Origin of the sequence: Aureibaculum algae (genome assembly GCF_006065315.1) — a bacterium.
Classification (GTDB): Bacteria; Bacteroidota; Bacteroidia; order Flavobacteriales; family Flavobacteriaceae; genus Aureibaculum; species Aureibaculum algae.
The window spans coordinates 3,817,920-3,840,191 of the sequence record NZ_CP040749.1 but is presented as its reverse complement, the minus strand read 5'-3'; the positions used below and the strand labels follow the sequence as shown (position 1 = coordinate 3,840,191).

General features: G+C 30.3%; 22 protein-coding genes. 7 read left to right on the top strand and 15 right to left on the bottom strand.

Going from position 1 to position 22,272, the window contains the following annotated elements:
• Positions 1–71: 71 nt before the first annotated feature.
• Positions 72–1,241, top strand: coding sequence for a response regulator (locus tag FF125_RS16195; RefSeq protein WP_138950762.1), 1,170 nt, complete (start codon positions 72–74; stop codon positions 1,239–1,241).
• A 1,135-nt stretch (positions 1,242–2,376) separates the two neighbouring features.
• On the opposite strand, the gene FF125_RS21965 is transcribed toward FF125_RS16195, so the two are convergent.
• The 6 genes from FF125_RS21965 to FF125_RS16170 form a co-directional block, all read right to left on the bottom strand.
• Entirely contained in the window at positions 2,377–2,547 is a 171-nt protein-coding gene (locus FF125_RS21965; RefSeq protein WP_175418943.1) for a hypothetical protein, read from the bottom strand.
• Between the two features lie 251 nt (positions 2,548–2,798).
• Positions 2,799–3,224, bottom strand: a complete 426-nt coding sequence (locus FF125_RS16190) for a hypothetical protein (protein ID WP_138950761.1) — start codon at positions 3,222–3,224, stop codon at positions 2,799–2,801.
• Positions 3,224–4,783: a hypothetical protein gene (locus tag FF125_RS16185; protein WP_138950760.1), complete on the bottom strand. Its 1,560-nt coding sequence runs from the start codon at positions 4,781–4,783 to the stop codon at positions 3,224–3,226. The genes FF125_RS16190 and FF125_RS16185 overlap by 1 nt, the downstream gene beginning before the upstream one ends.
• A 523-nt stretch (positions 4,784–5,306) precedes the next feature.
• Positions 5,307–6,551 carry a site-specific integrase gene (locus tag FF125_RS16180; protein ID WP_138950759.1) on the bottom strand — a complete coding sequence of 415 codons (1,245 nt, stop codon included), beginning with the start codon at positions 6,549–6,551 and terminating at the stop codon, positions 5,307–5,309.
• Between the two features lie 531 nt (positions 6,552–7,082).
• Positions 7,083–7,589 carry a YkgJ family cysteine cluster protein gene (locus tag FF125_RS16175; RefSeq protein WP_138949930.1) on the bottom strand — a complete coding sequence of 169 codons (507 nt, stop codon included), beginning with the start codon at positions 7,587–7,589 and terminating at the stop codon, positions 7,083–7,085.
• Positions 7,590–7,783: 194 nt separating this feature from the next.
• Positions 7,784–8,155, bottom strand: a complete 372-nt coding sequence (locus FF125_RS16170) for a transposase (RefSeq protein ID WP_138949929.1) — start codon at positions 8,153–8,155, stop codon at positions 7,784–7,786.
• Positions 8,156–8,385: 230 nt separating this feature from the next.
• Between FF125_RS16170 and FF125_RS16165 the strand changes: the two genes are divergently transcribed.
• The gene (locus FF125_RS16165; RefSeq protein WP_138948250.1) at positions 8,386–9,441 is read left to right on the top strand and encodes an IS110 family RNA-guided transposase; all 1,056 of its coding nucleotides are present in this window, start codon (positions 8,386–8,388) and stop codon (positions 9,439–9,441) included.
• A gap of 347 nt (positions 9,442–9,788) precedes the next feature.
• Here FF125_RS16165 and FF125_RS16160 read toward each other — a convergent pair whose 3' ends face one another.
• A complete protein-coding gene (locus FF125_RS16160; RefSeq protein WP_138949928.1) occupies positions 9,789–10,343 on the bottom strand; it encodes a Crp/Fnr family transcriptional regulator in 555 nt (184 codons plus the stop codon).
• Positions 10,344–10,418: 75 nt separating this feature from the next.
• Here FF125_RS16160 and FF125_RS16155 point away from each other — a divergent pair, with 75 nt between their 5' ends.
• The 3 genes from FF125_RS16155 (at position 10,419) to FF125_RS16145 (ending at position 13,410) form a co-directional block, all read left to right on the top strand.
• Entirely contained in the window at positions 10,419–10,994 is a 576-nt protein-coding gene (locus tag FF125_RS16155) for an HD domain-containing protein (protein WP_138949927.1), read from the top strand.
• A 5-nt stretch (positions 10,995–10,999) separates the two neighbouring features.
• Complete coding sequence (locus tag FF125_RS16150; protein ID WP_138949926.1) at positions 11,000–12,157, top strand: MFS transporter; 1,158 nt, start codon at positions 11,000–11,002, stop codon at positions 12,155–12,157.
• Positions 12,158–12,417: 260 nt separating this feature from the next.
• Positions 12,418–13,410, top strand: coding sequence for an IS110 family RNA-guided transposase (locus FF125_RS16145; RefSeq protein WP_138950758.1), 993 nt, complete (start codon positions 12,418–12,420; stop codon positions 13,408–13,410).
• Positions 13,411–13,542: 132 nt separating this feature from the next.
• Here the strand turns inward: FF125_RS16145 and FF125_RS16140 are convergent, their stop codons facing one another.
• Both FF125_RS16140 and FF125_RS16135 read right to left on the bottom strand, forming a co-directional pair.
• Positions 13,543–14,379: an IS3 family transposase gene (locus FF125_RS16140; RefSeq protein WP_250629763.1), complete on the bottom strand. Its 837-nt coding sequence runs from the start codon at positions 14,377–14,379 to the stop codon at positions 13,543–13,545.
• Positions 14,367–14,897, bottom strand: a complete 531-nt coding sequence (locus FF125_RS16135) for a helix-turn-helix domain-containing protein (RefSeq protein ID WP_138949924.1) — start codon at positions 14,895–14,897, stop codon at positions 14,367–14,369. Before FF125_RS16135 ends, FF125_RS16140 begins: the two co-directional genes overlap by 13 nt.
• Before the next feature lie 156 nt (positions 14,898–15,053).
• Between FF125_RS16135 and FF125_RS16130 the strand changes: the two genes are divergently transcribed.
• Positions 15,054–16,109: an IS110 family RNA-guided transposase gene (locus FF125_RS16130; protein ID WP_138948250.1), complete on the top strand. Its 1,056-nt coding sequence runs from the start codon at positions 15,054–15,056 to the stop codon at positions 16,107–16,109.
• 348 nt (positions 16,110–16,457) lie between these two features.
• Here the strand turns inward: FF125_RS16130 and FF125_RS16125 are convergent, their stop codons facing one another.
• The 6 genes from FF125_RS16125 to FF125_RS16095 form a co-directional block, all read right to left on the bottom strand.
• On the bottom strand, positions 16,458–17,645 hold the full coding sequence (locus FF125_RS16125; protein WP_138949923.1) for an alpha/beta hydrolase-fold protein: 1,188 nt from the start codon (positions 17,643–17,645) through the stop codon (positions 16,458–16,460).
• Between the two features lie 260 nt (positions 17,646–17,905).
• Positions 17,906–18,376 carry a DinB family protein gene (locus FF125_RS16115; RefSeq protein WP_138949922.1) on the bottom strand — a complete coding sequence of 157 codons (471 nt, stop codon included), beginning with the start codon at positions 18,374–18,376 and terminating at the stop codon, positions 17,906–17,908.
• A 255-nt stretch (positions 18,377–18,631) separates the two neighbouring features.
• Positions 18,632–19,081: an SRPBCC family protein gene (locus FF125_RS16110; RefSeq protein ID WP_138949921.1), complete on the bottom strand. Its 450-nt coding sequence runs from the start codon at positions 19,079–19,081 to the stop codon at positions 18,632–18,634.
• Positions 19,082–19,153: 72 nt separating this feature from the next.
• Complete coding sequence (locus FF125_RS16105; RefSeq protein ID WP_250629572.1) at positions 19,154–19,720, bottom strand: Crp/Fnr family transcriptional regulator; 567 nt, start codon at positions 19,718–19,720, stop codon at positions 19,154–19,156.
• 196 nt (positions 19,721–19,916) lie between these two features.
• Positions 19,917–20,417: a hypothetical protein gene (locus tag FF125_RS16100; protein WP_138949914.1), complete on the bottom strand. Its 501-nt coding sequence runs from the start codon at positions 20,415–20,417 to the stop codon at positions 19,917–19,919.
• 93 nt (positions 20,418–20,510) lie between these two features.
• Entirely contained in the window at positions 20,511–20,711 is a 201-nt protein-coding gene (locus FF125_RS16095) for a hypothetical protein (protein ID WP_138950755.1), read from the bottom strand.
• Between the two features lie 197 nt (positions 20,712–20,908).
• On the opposite strand from FF125_RS16095, the gene FF125_RS16090 reads away from it, so the two are divergent.
• Positions 20,909–21,964 (top strand): IS110 family RNA-guided transposase, encoded by a 1,056-nt coding sequence (locus FF125_RS16090; protein WP_138948250.1) that lies wholly within the window; start codon positions 20,909–20,911, stop codon positions 21,962–21,964.
• The last annotated feature ends 308 nt before the right edge of the window (positions 21,965–22,272 follow it).

Below are 22,272 nucleotides of genomic sequence, written 5' to 3'. Positions count from 1 at the left end.
ACTAAATATTAATTTAAAAATACTGTTAGAATGTACATTTACAACATAATTAATACCGAAAACCAATTATCATGAAAATATTAGCAATAGATGACCAGCAATTAGTTTTATTACCATTAGAAAAGAGGTTGAAGGAGTTAGGTTATGATGTTAAAATTGAAACAAATGCAGCGAAAGGATTAGAATTATATGAATCATTTAATCCAGATTTAGTGATAGTAGATATTAATATGCCAGAAATGTCAGGTATAGATGTTGTAAAATATATTAGGATTACTAAAAATTCGCAAACTCCGATAATGGTATTGTCTGGAGATACAAAAGATGAAACTATAACGGAAGGTTTTGAGTTGGGAATTAATGATTATATGAAAAAGCCATTAAGCTTAAATGAGATTAGTGCACGTGTTAAACGATTAATAGGTGCTCCTGAGGTTGATAGTATAGTTGCCAAAAGCAATGTGATGATACAAGAACGTTGTGTAGGTGTTGTAATACCTTGTTATAATGAAGAAGAGCGTTTATTTAGTAAGGAGTTTACAGATTATATAGATAAAAATTCTGGCTATCATTTGTGTTTTGTAAATGATGGCAGTAAGGATAAAACGTTGGAGGTATTAAAAGAATTACAAAAAGGGAGAGAAGATTTTATTACGGTTTATGATTGTGAAAAAAATGGAGGAAAAGCCGAGGCAGTTCGTTTAGGTATGTTGCATATGGCTAAAAAGGAAGATTTAGATTATATTGGTTTTTTAGATGCTGATTTATCTACAGACTTAGCTGATTTTGATGATTTGGTTAAAACTATTGAAACAACAGAGTTTAAAATAGTAAGTGGTTCACGTATTTCAAGAATGGGGGCAAATATTACGAAAGAATCTGCTCGAAAAATTATAAGTTTAACGATCAACTTTATTATTAGAAAGATTTTGAAAATGGATTTTAAAGACACACAATGTGGGGCGAAAATCTTTAGTAAAGATGTTATAGAAGTTGCTTTTGGAGAAAAATTTGTTACACAATGGATTTTCGATGTAGAAATATTTAAAAGAATGAGTATCCATTTTGGATTAAACGAAGCAAAAGCAATGTTATGTGAGCAACCTTTAAAAAGATGGATTCATGCAGATGGTTCTAAGTTGTCAATGAAAGATTCTGTGAAAATTGTTGGTCAATTGGGACAAATTGCTTGGGTGTATAGAAATAAAAAAAGTCAAATGGAACCAAGTTTAACGAATTAAAAAAAAAGTAAAATACTACTGATTGTAGTAATGATTTATCAATGTTCTTAATAAAAAAGCCTAAAGATTTTTAATTTTTAGGCTTTTCTGATTTGTGAAATAATATTAAAATCAATGTAATTTATTAGCGTTTTAGCTAAAACCATTTCTTTTATGTGATAAGGAATGTATAGTTAGCTTAAAAATACTTTTTCCTCATCGTGATTCTTATACAGGTTTTTAAAAAGAGAGATATTAAATTTTAGATAGTGAGAATAAACAGGATTACCTCGTTTCACTCGTTGATCCTGAAGAAGGGGCGTTGCTCATAAAAAGCCTAAAATGCCGATGTCATTTTAACGTCTTTTTTTATTTATTCTGAACTTCGTTGGTATTTTACAATTTATTGTAATTTAAAGGATTACCTCGTTCCACTCGTTGATCCTGAAGAAGGGGCGTTGCTCATAAAAAGCCAAAAATGCCGATGTCATTTTAACGTCTTTTTTTATTTATTTACTTATGCTCATCTACGATGGCAACTTAAATAAATAAAAAAAGCCTAAAGAATCTTTGATTCTTTAGGCTTTTAATTGTCGGGGTGGCAGAATGTTAATTAACCACCCTATATTTTTAATAATCAAAAAGTTGCGTTTTATTAATTACACTTGGTAACCGAATAGGTAACTTATATGATAAGAACTTTTGTTGTGTTTTACCTTTTATTAAGGTGTGGCAAATATAATATGCTATTAATTATTATACAAGATAAATTAAGTTTTTATTGTAGTTTATAATTTGAAAACATTTGTGTCCGAGTAAATTTTTTAAAACTTCAATTAGGTTAATGAAAATGAGGATTAACCTCATTTTCATTAACCGATACCTTGCTATTAATTTTTAAGGCAAAAATTAACTATATAAAAATAGGCTCAATTCATTTGACCTAACAATCAATTAATTAGGAATTAAGTCTTATGTCTTGCGTCTTTCAGCGGAGTGGTCTTATATCTTAGTCGGACAAGACTAATTTGTAAACTACAATTTACATAATAAACAAATGAAAAACCAACTCTTAATCTTCTATAAATTTCATATATAACGTATCTGCATTGATTTCTTTAAAATAAAAAAAGACATCTATTTTGGGGAATTGTTTTTAGTCAACAACCCCTTCACTTCTCCAAATTACAGGATCGATAACAAATTTTTCTTTTGAAATTTCTTCAATGAGATACGTTTGAAACACTCCATTCCTGTCAGCGGGAGGTCTTTTATTTTCAAATATCCATTTATGCCGCATTTCATCTATTTCTTTTAAATTGGACAATTTATAGTTTTTTAAATGCTTAAGACATAAAGTGCATAGATTGCCTATTAACACCTTTTAAATTAAATAAGATTCCTTTTTTTTTATTATTACGATAACCATAATTCCCAAACCATTTTTTATTTCCAGTTTTATTTTCGTATTTCACATAAATGGTGTCTTTTGGGTACTTAGGTTTTTGCCCAAAACTAAAAAAAGGACATATTAATAAATTAATAATTATGACGAAATACCTAATTTTCAATTTGGATTTAATTATCTGTCTTATTTGTTTCATGAAACATATACTTATTACATTCCAATTTTTCAATAAAAAAAACTTTTTGATTAAATCCCAATTTCGTTTTTAGTTTTGATATATCTTCTATTGTTGTAAATTTATATTTGTCTAAACTATCTGTTACTACAAAATTTCTTACCCCTGAAAAGGTTATATAAGTTGGAACTGATCGACCTCCGCGTTTTCTATATCTTTCTATTATTGAATCTCGAAACTTTTCATTTTTATATATATCAAGTAATATTCCGAAATTTCTAACATTTGTTCCTTTGTGTTTTTCAGTTTTTATTAATTCTGTATCCTCTTTATATAAAACATAAAGAGTGTCTTTTAATTTTACCTGAGAGAAGGCTTGAAATAAAATAAAATAAAATAAAATAAATAATATCTTTCTCATTATTGACAATTTGTATTACTTGATTTAAAAGTTTCGTATGTGGAATTTAGCAATAATCGTTCCGCTAATGGGACATTACTCCATGCGACAGTTGGGTTTTGAGGCAAACCAGTTGCAGGATCTAACTGATTAAGAGCATTAGGTTCACTAGTTCCTTTTAAACCCGCCCAAGCAATAGCTTTATACTGCAAATCTGTAAGAGAACTGTCAACATCTTTTAGTGCCTGAACTATTATATCAATAAAATGTTCTGCCATTAATTGGTGTTGAGGATCTCCGGGTTGTTGGTCAAGGGGCCATTCCAACCAGTAACGGGTATAATAATCCGTTAAACCTTTGTAATCATTTTTTAAGCTATGAATAAATTCTTCTGTCCAAGGTATGTTTGGTTGTTTAGCAATACTTAACAGCTTTCTGTACATTTCAGCATGAATCACCTCATGAATCATGGTTCTTGCAATATCTAATTTAGGTCTATTTAGGGTATTAGGGTTAAATGTTATTTTTATTAAGTAATTATCAGGTTCATCAGTAACAGCAGTAGCATTTGGATAAATAGGATGTACACCAACAGAAAACCTCAAATTAGCCACAGGATTTGTAAAATTTTCATCAAAATTGTTCAAATATTCTTTAAATTTACTGGCCTTACCCATATCATCATAAACACCTTTTAAACAAGGGTTGTCCTTAAATTCATCATCAATAAAAATTTGTTCGTCAAAATAGGCTTCTGTAACACAATTTCCAGAACCATCTAATATATAACCCTCTTGGCAAAACTCCTCAATTATTGGGGTTATAGCATCGTCATCATCATCGCCATCGGTAACACCGCCATTGTTAGAAATGCCATCGGGATTAATATCTCCCCATGAACCACCATTGTTGTCATTATTCCCATCGTTATCCCCACTGTTGTTGTTATCATTACCAGAACCATTACTCGGGCAATCAGTAGGTTCCAATATCCAATCACATTCAAAAGTTCTAGGGCTTTTAATACAATACGCGTCATAACAGCCATCGGGAAGGTCATTTTGTTTTAAAAAATTATGGAATTTTCCAATATTAATTTGGTCGCTACTTACTCGTTTCCTCCTAATTTTGTAGGGAAAGTCATTGTTTTTACCGCCCACATCAAACGTAAACCTATAAATATAAAAGTTATAATTATTATCATACTTTTTTTGGATCACAAAATTCTCAAAACTAGAAGAGGCAAGTGTAGGTTTTTTAATTTTAAAGGTATATACTTCGCTAGAATCCGTTTTTACCTTTAATATTTTATCGGTCAATATTGTAAAACTGTTATCATTGCTGTTTATACCACCTTTAGACTTTTTGGTAATACGTTTATTTATATCAAAGGCACTTGCAATCCCATCTATAGTAGATGCTAATTTTTCATTCTGTTGTAATTCTTCTATGCTAACACTTTCAATAAGTATGCCTAAATTATTTTCAGTCTTAATATTGTTTTGTATGGGTTCTTTCTCACAATTAGATAATAAAACAATGGCAAAAAATACAACAAATAATTTAAGGGTCTTTTTCATAACAGATTAGGTTAAAGTTCGTAAAATAAATGATTAAATGGAAAGAAAAACAGTGCGGACTTTATAAAAAGACACTTCAAAATCCACAGTTTACTGGTGCTAATATAGAGAAAAAATTTGATGTTCTTTTTTTAAGAACCGCAAAATATCCCAATTTAAACCGCAATTTTTTACGGTTCAAACCGTAAAATAAAAAATAAAATTACCCATACTGAAGATTTTTATTAAAATAGCAACGAAAAGTTATATCCTCCTCAAAGCTTCCAATACCATTTCAATACCAGCCTCTAAATCCACAAGTTGAAAAACGTTTATTTTTTTGCCTTAAAAGACTTTTTTAACTCTGCGACCATCGGGAGCGGACAAGGTTGTTTTTGTGGCAACAAAAACACATCTTGCACTTATCGCAATGCCTTAATAATTAAAGTACTTTTAAAACTATAAATTTAAGCCATTTGCCAACTTTCAAAAAAACAGTTGCTATTGAAAAGAAAAATAACAATCAAACTATGAGATTGGTTTTTTAAACTTGTTTCAAACGTTCAGATTCAATTACTTTACTTTTTTGATTTTCAAACACATCATGAAGTTTCTGCATATCATCACTAACTTTTCTTTCAATTACTTTCGCATATATTTGGGTAGTTGTAATTTTAGAATGACCTAATAATTTTGATACAGTTTCTATGGGAACGCCATTACTTAAAGTTACTGTTGTAGCAAAAGTATGTCTGGCAATATGAAACGTTAGATTCTTTGTTATTCCACAAACATCCGCTATTTCTTTTAAGTAAGAATTTAGTTTCTGATTAGAAATAGTAGGAAACAAGCTCTCTTTATTAATGGAGGAGGGGTAAAGCTTGTATTTTTCGATTATTTCTAATGCTTTGGTTAATAATGGAATCTTAACGGGAATACTGGTCTTTTGTCTTTGTAAATATATCCATTGCTTTTTATCAATTCCAATACATACACTATCATTGGTCAAACCCATAACATCGCCATAAGACAATCCAGTATAACAACTGAATACAAATAAGTCTTTAATGAGTTGTAACCTTGGAATATTAAATTTTTTCTTTTCAATAGCCTGTAATTCTTCAAGGGTCAAAAATGTTCTTTCCTTTTTTTCGTATTTAGCTTCGAATTTAAGGAACGGGTCTTTATCTATCCATTCCATCTTATAGGCTAACGTAATCATTTTTCGTAATCGTTCTATGTGTTTCATTACGGTATTGTTGCCCATGGACTTTTGATGTCTTAAAAAGCGTTCAAAATCAATAATGAATTTATAACCGAGTTCAGATAAGAACATATCTGATGTTTTATGTTTTTGTTTAAGAAAAAGGAAAATATACTTATGGGTTGTAAAGTAGTTCTTTTGCGTTCCCCAACGTAGTGTAGATTTCATATACTCATTGTGATATTCAATAATATCAGATAGAGCATGACGGTTTTCATCCCCAGAAAATTGGGCTTTAATGATACTAGCGGTAACTAATTTCTTTTCAGACTTTAATTTTTGATAGGTTTGAAAAAGTTGAGCATTGACCTGTTTAAGGTAATTATTAATTAGTTTGGCTTCATCACTAGTGCCTTTTAATCTAGTCTTTTGAGGATTCCAATTAGAAATAGTGACTTTTCTCTTAAGAGATAACTCTGCTCGTTTACCGTTTACTGTAATTCTGGCATAAAGAGTTGCTTTTCCATTTTTAGCATTTGCAAGTTTTAGCCAAAATAGAATACTGAATGTGTACGAAGTTTTCATAATCTTTTGTTTTAAAATTGAACATTAAAAACAAAAGTCAAATCTTAACAATTCGGTTACCTTTTTTATGGGATTTATAAAAAGGTAACCGAATAGGTCACTTTTTTAACTAAATCAATTCAAATTAAATGATAGTCCTAAAACTGCAAAAACTTGATAATCATACGATTATCAAGTTTTTGTTACTAATTGATTTGTTAAAAAGTCGGGGTGGCAGGATTAAATAAAAATACGTAACACCCTGTATATCATAATTTTAAAACACTTTTAACTGTATGCGTTCACCGAATTACACACTAAAGTCAAAAAGAACTATTTAAAAACAAAATCTATTCGTTTTTACAGGTATAAAGATAAAAATATATTTAATGGTTTGAAAATTAATTAGGATTAATGATTAATGGACTTGAATAGATCAACAGATTAATGTATGGAAATACCCGTTAGACTCAAGAAATCGCTTCGCGATTGCGTATTATTATTATTATTATTATTAACGGTCAGGTTGCAATTATCATTATATTTAAAAAATTATCTAAATCTTAATTCCGTTTTTAATCTTTCAATCACATTGAAAACAATTGGGCAAATCGCGTAATTTTCAATAATACCCCAAGTTCTTGAATTAAATTTTTTTTTATTAATATGTGGGTAAGATTTACAATCATTTGGTCTAACATCATAAATAGAACATTTTTTATCAATTAAATACTTACAGGGGGTGCCTTTTAGAAATTTAATATCTTCTAATTCATTTTGTTCAATAAAATTTTCTACAAAATATTCTCGCGAAACTTTATCAATTGACTTCAGGGTGTCAATTTCCATACTATTAACACAGGGCCTCAAATTTTTACAACAATTTCCACAATCGGTACAGTCAATTTGACTTTCTACACACTTATTCAACCTATGCACAATCCTATCCAATTTTACATCATCTTGTCCTTTTAGAAAAGTACGAAACTTTAGATTTTCTTGTTCCTTCTGTTTACTGATATTATCTATTTTTTGAATATCCAGTTCTATTGGTGTCATTTTTACAGATTATTTTTAACCGTTTGTCTAAAATACGTAAACTTTAGAAAAGTGCAAAACTTCAATAAGTATACAATAATTCATATTAGTCTAATACTATTATTTTAATGCAAACTTGTTGCAAATTATGTAGCCTTATTTCAGGACGGGTCATGTTAAAGAAGCAAATCCCTTAGATTTCTCTTTAGCTTTGATTAAGGCTTTATACTTAGCTTTTTTTTTAGCTCAGCAACAGATTTATATCCTAGATCTTCAGCAGCTACTTCTAGGTAAGAATCTAATACCATAGCATCTAGATCCTTTTTAAGTAGTAGTTTTTTTAGCTGTTCAATTTCTTTTTGAAGGGTTTTAATTCTAGATATTTCGTCTTTTGTTTCCACTTTTACTCTGGTGTTCATTAAGTCTTTACGATTGTACTTTTTAATCCACTCATTGACTGTTGTTGGTGCAATAGAGTAGAGTTTACAAAGTTCGCTCTTTGTGTGTTTTCCGGTGGTAAGTTCGGCTAATATTTTCAATTTAAATGGTTCTGAATACCGTCTAATTACTTTGTCATTTCTATACATAATGTTTAAAATTATGTAGCCTTTATTCAGGACGGGTCATAATTGCAGTTAACGTGTTTGTATAAGATTAGTTGCGTGTTTTAAGCACTAAAGTTAGCAAATAAATCACAGATAGAAAGTCCGCGAGGACTTTCGTAAGTAGGCGAGAAGCCAGCAATAAATTATAGCAACCATGTAAAAGCAGTATCCAAAGTTTAGTTAATAACTTTAAGGTTCAAAAACTTATTATTATGAAAACAAAGGATACTACTAGATCAAAGTTATTTATTGGAATTGACGTACACAAGCGAAGTTGGAAAATTCGTACTGCAACGGATCTTTTTGATGGATCATCGTTAACTATTCCACCAGATGCATTTAGTTTAAAAAAGTATGTGGATAGGCATTTTAAGGGATATACTGTTTATTGCTGTTATGAATCGGGTTGTTGTGGCTTTAGTCATTATCGACATTTTATTTCATTTGGATGGCATGCAAAGGTTGTTAACCCTGCAGATGTTCATCGTCCAGCCAAGGCCCAGTTTCAAAAGACCGACAAGATCGATGCACGTATGTTATGTAAAGAATTAAAGGATGGCCGACTCAAAGGAATTCATGTTCCTTCAATAGAACGAGAGCAGTTAAGATGTTTGTTTCGTCGAAGAAATGAGCTGGTTAAAGAACATCGAAAAATAAAGACTCAAATAAAGATGCAATTGTTGTATTTGGGGATTGAAATTCCAAAGCCATTTGACAATAGTCATTGGTCTCATAATTTTAGAGATTGGTTAAGAAATTTGACTTTTGAATATCCTACAATGGATTATTGTTTTGAGACACGTCTTATTACCTATGAATATATAGATAAGCAAAAGCGAGATGTGAGTACAAAATTACGTGCCTATTGTCGTAAGCATTATAAGAAAGATTATTATTTATTACGATCAGTTCCGGGAGTAGGAGGCATAGTAGCTTGTGGATTATTATGTGAATTGGGTGATTTAAGGCGTTTTAAAAATTTCAAACAATTAGCCAGTTATGTAGGATTGGTTCCCTGGGTACACCAAAGTGGAGATAATCTCAAAACTTCAGGGTTAACCCCAAGAGCAAATCGGCTAATGCGTAGTTATTTGGTAGAAGCTACTTGGCAAGCGTTGCGTTTTGATCCAGTTATGCAGGCCTATTATCGGTCACATTCAGGTAAAGATGTCAAACGCATATTGGTAAAAGTAGCGAGGAAACTCTTGAGTCGAATTCATGCAGTAATTAGAACTGAAATTCCTTATGAAGTAGGTGTAGTTAGTTAAATAAAAACATAAAACAAGCTTAAAACTCATTATAAAATTGGCACAAAAGATAGGACAACAAAACACCGTAGGTGAAACTCTAATACAGTTATCACATATTTATAGCAAGTTGCCTTGTTTGCCAAAATCATCATAGAGATGCTGGTGGATTCGCTAAAGACGGATACCACATATAGGATGCGGAGTTTTATAAAGCTAGCATTGAATTATTGATAACGCAAAAAGCGTAATCAACAGTTCAACACTAAAAATAATATCATGAATTAAAAAAAAGAAAAATATTGTATATTTAACCTAAGACTCGGGAAAGTGCTTTACATAGGATATGGTGTTGTAAAACGTTTTTGTTAACTCTTATCTTTTAAAATCCTATTTAAACTTCTTAAACTAATTCCTAAATAGCTTGCGATATCATTTTTTGAAATAATTTCCATAAAATCTAAAGTTGATTGTTGCAATCTAAAAAGATTAGATTTAATAGAATGCAGTTGATTATAAGAATGTCTTACTGCTTTATATTGAATTTTTTTCGCAAATGATTTCATAATTAAATTATTAAATTTTTGGTCATTTTCTAAAAGATATTGAAAGTTGGTTTTAGATATTTTATAAACGGTCATTTCTGAAATAGATTCAACTGTGCAAAAGTTATTAGTATTATTTATTATTTCAATTTCTCCAAATAATTCTCCTTCACTAAAAAATTCTTGAATAAAATCATTTCCATTCTCATCCGTTAAAAAACATTTTGCAATGCCATTTTTAATAATATACCCAAAAGAGCTATTTCTATTCTGGTATATTATTTTTTGCTCCTTTTGAATTTCCTCTTCAATAAAATAATGAATTGAATTTCTAAATGCTTCAATATATTCCAATAGTTCAATATTTGTTCTAATCATTTTTTTCAGTTGAGACAAATGTCCTTTATAAATCAAAGGTATTACTTTTTATTTGTAGTCTTAAGATTAACAAATATGGAATCAAGTCGATTAAAAAAGCAAATTGAGTTTATCAAAGAAGTAGATAAACTAAAATATATTGAGCGTAAAACGAGGTTATTTAATAGTAACAGGAGAGAAAATGATGCAGAACATAGTTGGCATTTATCATTAATGGCAATTATTTTGGACGAACATTCCAATGAAAATATTGATGTTTTAAAGGTTTTAAAAATGTTATTGATTCACGATATTGTTGAAATAGATGCTGGTGATACTTTTTTATTTGACACAAAAAAAAATCACGATAATACAGCTGAAGAATTTGTTGCTGCAAAACGTATTTTTGGAATTTTACCAAAGAACCAAGCAGAGGATTTAATTGCAATTTGGAAAGAATTCGAGGAAGGAGAAACGAGTGAAGCTAAATTTGCAAAAGCAATGGATAGGTTTCAGCCTGTACTTCAAAATCAATCAAATAATGGTGGTACTTGGTTTGAGTTTAATGTAATTTATGAGAATGTTATTAAAAAAACAGAAAAGATTAAGTTAGGTTCCAGCACTATTTGGGAATATGTAGAGAAAACAATTAAATCACTTTATAATAGATAGTTCGTATGAAAAATAAATCTATCTATACTTTTGATTTTGGACTTATATGTTTGAGTTCATTACTGTTTTCATCTAGCTATAATATGTTAATTCCTGAACTTCCAACTTATTTAGAAAGCCTTGGAGGAAAAAAATATATAGGTTTAATTATCGCATTATTTACACTTACAGCTGGTGTTTCAAGACCTTTTAGTGGAAAATTAACCGATACTATTGGAAGAAAACCTGTAATGTTAATTGGAATAATCGTGTGTATTATATGTGGTTTTCTATATCCAATTTTAACAACAGTTTATGGTTTTTTACTTTTAAGGTTTTTACACGGCTTTTCAACAGGTTTTAGCCCAACGGCTTTTGCAGCCTTTTTAACGGATATTATACCTTCAAATCGTTGGGGAGAAGCTTTAGGAATACAAAGTCTTTTTTTTAGTTCAGGTTTAGCTTTAGGTCCTGTTTTGGGTAGTTTTATAAAACTACATCAGTCATATAATTTTTTGTTTTACTGTTCGTCATTTATTTCATTATTATCAATATTATGTATTATAAATTTAAAAGAAACTTTAGTTGATAAAAGGAACTTTCAAATCTCTTTTTTAAGAATAAAAAAGAATGATATTATTGATGTAAAAGTTATTTATCCTGCAATAATTACATTTATTTCCTATTTGTCATTTGGTATCGTATTAACACTTATTCCTTTATTATCAAATTATTTAGGAATAATGAATAAAGGTCTATTTTTTATTATTTTTACTCTAGCGTCATTATTGATTAGATTTGTTGCTGGAAAATTGTCAGATAAATATAGTCGTCAATTAATAATCATTATGGGATTAATTTTTCTTTCTATATCTTTTCTTATACTAGGTTTTTATCAAACAAAAAATGGTTTAGTAGTTGGAGCTTGTATCTATGGGATTGCCATAGGCATATTAGCTCCAACTTTAAATGCTTGGACGGTCGATTTATGCAATCCGAAAGAAAAGGGTAAAGCTATTGCTACTATGTTTATAGCTTTAGAAATTGGAATTGGTCTAGGGGCTCTTGGTTCTGGATGGTATTATCAAAATGGTATTTCAGAGGTTTTTATTGTATTCTATTTTTATGCTATAATAACATTTTCTTCTCTAGTTTATATGCTTTTTACCTATAAGAAAGGTTAAAGTATGGCTAGTGGTAAATGTTTTACAACGGTCTTCTTTACTTTACCGTGCTATTAAATAGTTAATTAACTTTACTAAGAAACAAGAGGAGAACTATAACGGTCTTTGGAATAGCAGTTCCTATATACGTATGAGTCCTCTTGTCTCTCTTAGGTTGCTTAGGACCATTTGGAATACCAGGAATTTTTTCCTAATAAAGGTGATAGTCATTGCAACATTTATTAATCATTTCTTTTTAAAAGGAAATAATATTTAAAAATATGAAAAATTATGTAGATGTTATAGGAATTGATGTATCTAAATTAACAATCGATGCACATATCCATAACAGAGCAGTACATCGAGTGTTTTCTAACACTACTAAGGGTTACAAAGCACTATTGTCATGGACGGAAACGTATTTAAAAGAGCAAGTCTATTTTTTCTGTTTTGAGAATACAGGACATTACTCTACAAACCTGAGTGTTTACCTATCAGAAAACAATATAGATTATATTGAACAAAGTCCCTTAGCAATCAAACGATCTGTAGGTATTGTTAGAGGTAAAACAGATAAACTTGATGCGGGTATGATAGCTAGGTATGCTTGGTTACATAAAGAAGAACTACTTCTTAGTACACCAAAAGAAAATCACGTTCAAGAGTTGGGCAGATTATTATCGATTAGAGAACAGCTAGTAAGAGATCGAACAGGCAAGATGAGTAGCCTTAAAGAAATGCAATCTTTACTTAGTAGTCCTTCAACCGACAACTGTTGTAGAATTATCAAAAAGACCATTCATTATCTCACAAAACAAATTGAAGCTCTAGAACTTTGTATTAAAAAATTAATGAAAAGTGATAAATCACTCGATAAGAATTTTAAGCTTCTAAATACCTTAAAAGGAGTCGGATTAATACTTTCTTGTCAGATTATATATCACACGAGCAACTTTAAACGATTCAATAGTTGGCGACAATTTTCTAGCTATTGTGGTGTTGCACCTTTTGAACACAGTTCTGGAACCAGTATTAGAAGAAGGAATAGAATACACCATATAGGAGATAGAAAAATGAAAACACTTTTAACACTTGCCAGCGTGAGTGCTATACAGTGCGATAAAGAACTAAAACAATATTACAAGAAGAAACTCGAAGAAGGTAAACCAAAAATGGTTGCTTTAAATAATGTTAGAAATAAGATTTTATCAAGAGCATTTGCAGTAGTGAAAAGAGGAACGCCTTATGTAGAAATCCAAAAATATGCAGCTTAAAAATAAGTTATAAATTATTAGGATTTGACCTTGGAATACGTGTATGATTAGTGGCGTGTTTAAGCACCTAATTTAGCAAATAAAAACCGAATAGAAAATAGACTGCACCCAAAAGATTAGACAAATTTATAATTAATTTTGATAATAATGAACTCGATATTCAATCGGGCTCATTCCTTTTAAATTTGGTTTAATTCTTTCGTTATTATAATATTTTATATACTCTTTTATGTCTTTCTTTAACTGAGTTATTGACCTATACTTATTCAAATAAAACAATTCAGATTTTAGTATACCAAAGAAATTTTCTATTACAGCATTGTCTAAACAATTTCCCTTTCGAGACATACTTTGAGTAATTCCTTTTTCTTTTAATAATCTTTGATATTGTTTCATTTGATATTGCCAACCTTGATCTGAATGTAATATTAAGTTCGTTTGATTAGGTATTTTTTTAAAAGACTTTTTTAACATCGTAACAACTTGTTTAAAATTAGGCCTTTCAGATAATTCATAACTTATTATTTCTCCATTAAATAAATCAATTATTGGTGATAGATAGAGTTTTTTACCAAAGACTTTAAATTCTGTAATATCTGTTGCCCATTTTTTATTTGGTTTTACAACTTTAAAATTACATTGTAATATGTTTGGAGCTGTTTGACCTACTTGTCCCTTATAAGATTTATATCTTTTGATTCTTATTAAACTTTTTAAACCTAATTCACGCATTAATTTTAATATCGTTTTATGATTTACAAGAATTCCTTTTTTGTTGATTTCTAAAGTGATTCTTCTATAACCATATCTTCCTTTGTGATGATGATATATCTGGTTAATCAATCGTTTTATCACTTCATATTTATCAATTACAAGACTTCTTTTATTATGATAATAATAACTGCTTCTTGCCATATTTGTATGATGTAGTAATATATCTAAATCATACTTATGCCTTAATTCTGTAATGGCTTTTGCTTTTTGCTTTGCTCTTCTTGAATTAAGGCTTGTAACTTTTTTAGCAAGTCTAGTTCTGCTCTTAAAGATTCATTTTCTAATAAAAGTTCCTCTTCTCGAGTTAAAGGTTTATTAGACTTCTTTTTTGCTCTTTTAAATTGCATAGATTTTGGTTTACCTCTTGGTTTATGGTTTAAGCCAATAATACCGTTTTGTTTATAATTACGTTGCCATTTCATAATTACAGATTTAGTAGGAATATTAAACTCTAAACAGGCTTGACTGAAAGATAATAAATCTTTATCAATAGTTTCTAAAACTTTAAGTTTGAAAGGCAAAGTGTAAACCTTGTTTTTTCTAGGCAATAAAGCCTTTTTACCATACTTTTCATAAAAGCGAATCCAATCGTGAAGCGTTGTATGATGGCAACCATATAATTTTGAAACAGCCTCTACTGTTTGATGGTGATTTAAAACTTGCCTTACGCAGCGAAGTTTAAAATCATAATTGTACTTAACTTTTCTTTCCATAAAAACACCCTCAAATAGTGTCTAACTTTTTGGGGGCAGTTCAAAATCCACGAGGATTTTCGTAAGCAAGCCAGAACTAGCCATTAATTATAGCAACCATGTAAAAGCAGTATCCAAAGTTTAGTTAATAACTTTAAGGTTCAAAAACTTATTATTATGAAAACAAAGGATACTACTAGATCAAAGTTATTTATTGGAATTGACGTACACAAGCGAAGTTGGAAAATTCGTACTGCAACGGATCTTTTTGATGGATCATCGTTAACTATTCCACCAGATGCATTTAGTTTAAAAAAGTATGTGGATAGGCATTTTAAGGGATATACTGTTTATTGCTGTTATGAATCGGGTTGTTGTGGCTTTAGTCATTATCGACATTTTATTTCATTTGGATGGCATGCAAAGGTTGTTAACCCTGCAGATGTTCATCGTCCAGCCAAGGCCCAGTTTCAAAAGACCGACAAGATCGATGCACGTATGTTATGTAAAGAATTAAAGGATGGCCGACTCAAAGGAATTCATGTTCCTTCAATAGAACGAGAGCAGTTAAGATGTTTGTTTCGTCGAAGAAATGAGCTGGTTAAAGAACATCGAAAAATAAAGACTCAAATAAAGATGCAATTGTTGTATTTGGGGATTGAAATTCCAAAGCCATTTGACAATAGTCATTGGTCTCATAATTTTAGAGATTGGTTAAGAAATTTGACTTTTGAATATCCTACAATGGATTATTGTTTTGAGACACGTCTTATTACCTATGAATATATAGATAAGCAAAAGCGAGATGTGAGTACAAAATTACGTGCCTATTGTCGTAAGCATTATAAGAAAGATTATTATTTATTACGATCAGTTCCGGGAGTAGGAGGCATAGTAGCTTGTGGATTATTATGTGAATTGGGTGATTTAAGGCGTTTTAAAAATTTCAAACAATTAGCCAGTTATGTAGGATTGGTTCCCTGGGTACACCAAAGTGGAGATAATCTCAAAACTTCAGGGTTAACCCCAAGAGCAAATCGGCTAATGCGTAGTTATTTGGTAGAAGCTACTTGGCAAGCGTTGCGTTTTGATCCAGTTATGCAGGCCTATTATCGGTCACATTCAGGTAAAGATGTCAAACGCATATTGGTAAAAGTAGCGAGGAAACTCTTGAGTCGAATTCATGCAGTAATTAGAACTGAAATTCCTTATGAAGTAGGTGTAGTTAGTTAAATAAAAACATAAAACAAGCTTAAAACTCATTATAAAATTGGCACAAAAGATAGGACAACAAAACACCGTAGGTGAAACTCTAATACAGTTATCACATATTTATAGCAAGTTGCCTTGTTTGCCAAAATCATCATAGAGATGCTGGTGGATTCGCTAAAGACGGATACCACATATAGGATGCGGAGTTTTATAAAGCTAGCATTGAATTATTGATAACGCAAAAAGCGTAATCAACAGTTCAACACTAAAAATAATATCATGAATTAAAAAAAAGAAAAATATTGTATATTTAACCTAAGACTCGGGAAAGTGCTTTACATAGGAAACGGTGTTAGCACTAGTTATTATTCAGTTAGAATTACTTTCAGATATTTTTTTTGCTTTTTTATAATATGAAGAAGCCTTTATTTCTTTTTTCAATTCTTTGTAAGTGTCTCCCAATCCGTTCAGAGGTCTTTCAGAGTTAGGGTGTTTTTCTGCTAAAAACAAAAACAACTTAATTGCTTTATCATATTCGTTGTGTTTTAAATAAAATTCTGCAATTGAACAAGCTCGGGTTACTCTTAATCTGCTGATAAATTCTGTGCTCTTAAAGTCATTTACAAAGTTATTAAATTGATTATAGTCATTTGCTCTTATGGCGTTTCTTGTTAATGTAAACATTGTCCAATCAGACAAATCTTTTGAAAACCCAAATTCTGATGCTCGTTTTTGATAATAATTATAAACATAATCTAATCCGCCAGCATTTGAGAATTCCTCAAGGCTATTGAATTGCAATTCAGGAAAGTAGTTGTAGTATTCTTTAATTCCGTGATATAGTGTAGTGAATGGTGTGGACCTATGTTCTTCATCTTGTAATTCTCTAAAGACCCAATTCATTGTTTTTGGTGCTTTATCTGTTAAAAGTAAGTTTAGTTCATTCGTTCCATCTTTTACAACACCTTCATTTGTTCCAGAACTAAAAAATAATAATTTATTGAAATTTGGATTTTCTGTTAGAAAGCTATCTATTTCATTTATTTTTCCTTTTAGCGGAAATGGACTTGCTGAAATGTAGACATTAAATAAATCTGGTTCATTTGTCATCGTTTCAATAACAAAACCTCCACCAAATGCCCAACCGAATAACATCCGTTTTTCAGACGTTCTGTATTGGTTATCAATATAGTCAATAACTTCCTTTTTAATGAAGTCCAAGTACTTTTGTGAATTCACACTAAAGTTTCTATTTCTATCAGATATTTTCTTTGAAATTCCAACTATTATAAATTCAGGTGTTTGCTTGAATTCAATAAATGACTTTTGAAGACTTACCGCGTGTAAAAAATATCGCTGACCATCTAAAACATAGAGAACAGGATATGTTATATCAGAATCTGCATAGCCATCTGGTAAGAAGATTTGAATCTCTCTCTCATCATTCATTATTTTAGATTGAATTAATAAAGAAGAACCAACAATATTGTCTTTTATATTTTGTCCATAGATGTTGGAACAGAATAATAAAATTATTATTAAGAATTGTTTTGTCATATCAAAAAATTAGATAAAATGTTTTTTTCAAATGTATAGCGTAATGTAAAAAACGGTTGTTAAATAATGGTTAAACTTTATCAGCTTTCGGAAAGTTGAGTTTAATTAGTGCTAACGGTTATGTATATGGAAAGTTGCGTGTTTGTGTGAGAGGATTTTCCGAAGGAAAATCAGAAGCTAGCAAACAAGCAACTAACTTTGGTTTAGCTAAAACTAGCAATTTTTTATATACTGTGTTGGCAACTGGCTTTTCATTTCAGTTAATCCCATATTTGAGGTCGGTCAATTCCAATTGTTCTTAAATAGCTCAACATTTGTCCTGTGTGAACAGTTTCGTGATATGCAATTCGATTCAGATAATCTCCAAGTTTTTTGCTTTGTCCCACTTCCTTTCTCTCAATCTTTACATTCTCTAAATCCGATTCGTTCAGTCTATTTATCATACTCAAAAAATCCGCTCGATAATTTTCGGCAAAATCCAGTTCGTTTTTCAAGTCTGAATATTTTAGTTCTTTCCAAGGTGATTTGTAATTTCCTAAATTCCCACGATTTTCTATAATTTTATGGAAAAGATGTTCACCCTCTAAAACGTGTCTTATCATTTCGATAATTGTGAACGCATTTTCGTCAGGTTTCCAATTCAGGTATTCATTAGGAATTCCGCTCCATAACTTTATACTCCGTCTTCTAATTTCGGAAAAGTTTAATAAAATAACTTCGGTTGAATTCATTGATTAAATTTTGTTTGTAGTTCGATTTTCTGGTTGTTGTCAACAGTTTTGGCTAGGCTTTGTGCGGGCAGAAAATCGACAAGATTTTTGAACACGCAACTAAGCCGAAGCTTTTTGTTTGGTTTTGTTTCTTTGGTTATCACAAAGCCAAATCAACAAGATTTGGCGACTTAGTAAATATGCACTAAACTTTGGGCAAGCACCAAAAGCCAGTATTAATTTTAACCTGTGTTAGCTGAATTTTTACATCAATTTTTATTTTTCTAATATAGTCTTTAAATTTTGCACACCAATTTTAGCTCTTTTATTCATGATTTTTTTAAATATTGGCAACAATAGAGATGTAAATATCAAATTAGTATTTCTGCTTTGCATACACCAAGTTAAAGTTGTGGTATTAGATGAATTTTCATGAAATTTTATAGTCATCTTAGGGAATAATGGTGAAAAATCACCTTCAGTAATGAAGATTTTATTTTCTTCTGCTTTTACAACATTTAAAGAAATTATACTCTCTCCTTTAAAAGGTACTATAACGGTTTCAATGTATTTTTTTCCAACAATTGCATGATTCAATGAATTATTAGATTCTATTTTTATAACTTTTGGAAACCACGATTTGAAGTTTTCCATGTTAGTTGTAAATTTATATACTTCTTTTATTGTTCTATTAATAGTTACTGTTTTTGAAGTCAATGTATTCATGAAAATTAAATTTTATGGATTTATTTATATACAAATTTAATTCTGAAGCTACATTAACTATTAGACAATTGTCTAAAAATCAGTTTTGGCTCTTATTCGGCTAAGATGTCTTTGTGTAATGCCAAGATAGGAAGCTATATACTGAAGAGGAATTTGTTTAATATATTCGGGGTGTCTTTTAATCAAATTGGTATATCTATTTTCTGCTTTTTCTTTTTGATGTTCAAATACTCTTTTTTCAAGTGTCATGAAATATTTTTCTGCTGTTTGTTTTTGAAATAGAAGCCAATTTGTGTTTTCTTTAATTAGCTTATCCATTTGATTTTTTTGTATTACAAATAGCTCCGTATCACTTAATGCTTGTATATTGATACTTGATTTTTCTTGTGAAATATATGAAGAGAATGCTGTAATGAATGATTCAGGAAATGATAAACAATAAGTTATTTCGTTTCCTGAATTAGAATAGTAATATGAACGCAAAATCCCTGAATTTATAAACGCCATATTCTTACTTATTTGTCCTTCCTTAATAAAAAAATCTCCTTTTTTATATTTATGATAACTCCCAAATTGGATTACTTCATCTATTTCTGAATTTTTAAATATATTAATAGAAGATAAGTATTCTTTAATCATAGTTTTTGATAAATTTTTTTGTCATCCTATTTCAGGAAAGTACAGTCATTCAGCTTGTTGCCAACGTTGAGTATAAAAGCTGTGCGGACTAAATAAGCCACCAACTTTGTTAATAGACCAAAGTTAGTAAATTAGCTGGGATTTTCCCGAAGGAAAATCCCCCGTATTGATTTTATATATTGTTGGCAACTGGCCGTTATTCCTCTTTTTTCACTCTCAATCTTTCTATTTCAACTTTCAAGTCCTTTTTTCCCTTATCATTAAATTTTTTCCCTTGATCTTCAGCAGTTCCTTTAAATTCTTTAATTAAAAGTCCCTCAATTGTAACATTATATTCAGGATTTTTAAAGTTCCTTGAAATTCCGCAACTTCCTACAACAAGAATATTATCAGAGTTCAAGTTCGCATAGATAAGCCATTTTCCTTTTGTATCAATTATTGGCCCGCATTGTTCGTCATATGTTCCTTTGTAAACGTTTAAATTATCATTTCCATTAAAAGATTCAATAACTTTAATTGTAAAAGTATTTTCAGTTTTATTCACTTCAAGAACTTCGCCAACAAATATACATTCTGAATTTTCATAATTATAATCTTGCTCAAGTTCTAAACTCTTGGGTATTCCACAGTTACAGGCATATGATTCTATTCCAATACTAAGAGTTAGAATTATTAATATAAGTATTTTGTATTTCATTTTTCAACTTGTTGCCAACTGGCTTTATATCTATTTCGCTTATTTTCATTTCAATAATGTTCCATTATCTGAATTTGTTCAACACTCATTTGATTAAGAGAAATATCTATAAATTCCAACAATTCCTATCATAAAAAAGACAATAAGGCCGCCGATTATTTGTATACTATAAGACTTCCTGATATGGTCATCTTTTTTCATTCTGTTCCAATCTTTTATTTTGTAATAACCCCAAATGATAGAAACTAATAAACTTAAAATGCCAAAAATTAACTCAAATTCTTTTCTCTCCATTTTTTTGCTTGTTGCCAACGTGTTTGTATATGGTTTGTTGCGTGGTTTAAGCAACTAATTTAGTAAATAATTACCGACCAAGAAAGTCCGCGAGGACTTTCGTAAGTAGGCAAGAAGCCAGCAATAAATTATAGCAACCATGTAAAAGCAGTATCCAAAGTTTAGTTAATAACTTTAAGGTTCAAAAACTTATTATTATGAAAACAAAGGATACTACTAGATCAAAGTTATTTATTGGAATTGACGTACACAAGCGAAGTTGGAAAATTCGTACTGCAACGGATCTTTTTGATGGATCATCGTTAACTATTCCACCAGATGCATTTAGTTTAAAAAAGTATGTGGATAGGCATTTTAAGGGATATACTGTTTATTGCTGTTATGAATCGGGTTGTTGTGGCTTTAGTCATTATCGACATTTTATTTCATTTGGATGGCATGCAAAGGTTGTTAACCCTGCAGATGTTCATCGTCCAGCCAAGGCCCAGTTTCAAAAGACCGACAAGATCGATGCACGTATGTTATGTAAAGAATTAAAGGATGGCCGACTCAAAGGAATTCATGTTCCTTCAATAGAACGAGAGCAGTTAAGATGTTTGTTTCGTCGAAGAAATGAGCTGGTTAAAGAACATCGAAAAATAAAGACTCAAATAAAGATGCAATTGTTGTATTTGGGGATTGAAATTCCAAAGCCATTTGACAATAGTCATTGGTCTCATAATTTTAGAGATTGGTTAAGAAATTTGACTTTTGAATATCCTACAATGGATTATTGTTTTGAGACACGTCTTATTACCTATGAATATATAGATAAGCAAAAGCGAGATGTGAGTACAAAATTACGTGCCTATTGTCGTAAGCATTATAAGAAAGATTATTATTTATTACGATCAGTTCCGGGAGTAGGAGGCATAGTAGCTTGTGGATTATTATGTGAATTGGGTGATTTAAGGCGTTTTAAAAATTTCAAACAATTAGCCAGTTATGTAGGATTGGTTCCCTGGGTACACCAAAGTGGAGATAATCTCAAAACTTCAGGGTTAACCCCAAGAGCAAATCGGCTAATGCGTAGTTATTTGGTAGAAGCTACTTGGCAAGCGTTGCGTTTTGATCCAGTTATGCAGGCCTATTATCGGTCACATTCAGGTAAAGATGTCAAACGCATATTGGTAAAAGTAGCGAGGAAACTCTTGAGTCGAATTCATGCAGTAATTAGAACTGAAATTCCTTATGAAGTAGGTGTAGTTAGTTAAATAAAAACATAAAACAAGCTTAAAACTCATTATAAAATTGGCACAAAAGATAGGACAACAAAACACCGTAGGTGAAACTCTAATACAGTTATCACATATTTATAGCAAGTTGCCTTGTTTGCCAAAATCATCATAGAGATGCTGGTGGATTCGCTAAAGACGGATACCACATATAGGATGCGGAGTTTTATAAAGCTAGCATTGAATTATTGATAACGCAAAAAGCGTAATCAACAGTTCAACACTAAAAATAATATCATGAATTAAAAAAAAGAAAAATATTGTATATTTAACCTAAGACTCGGGAA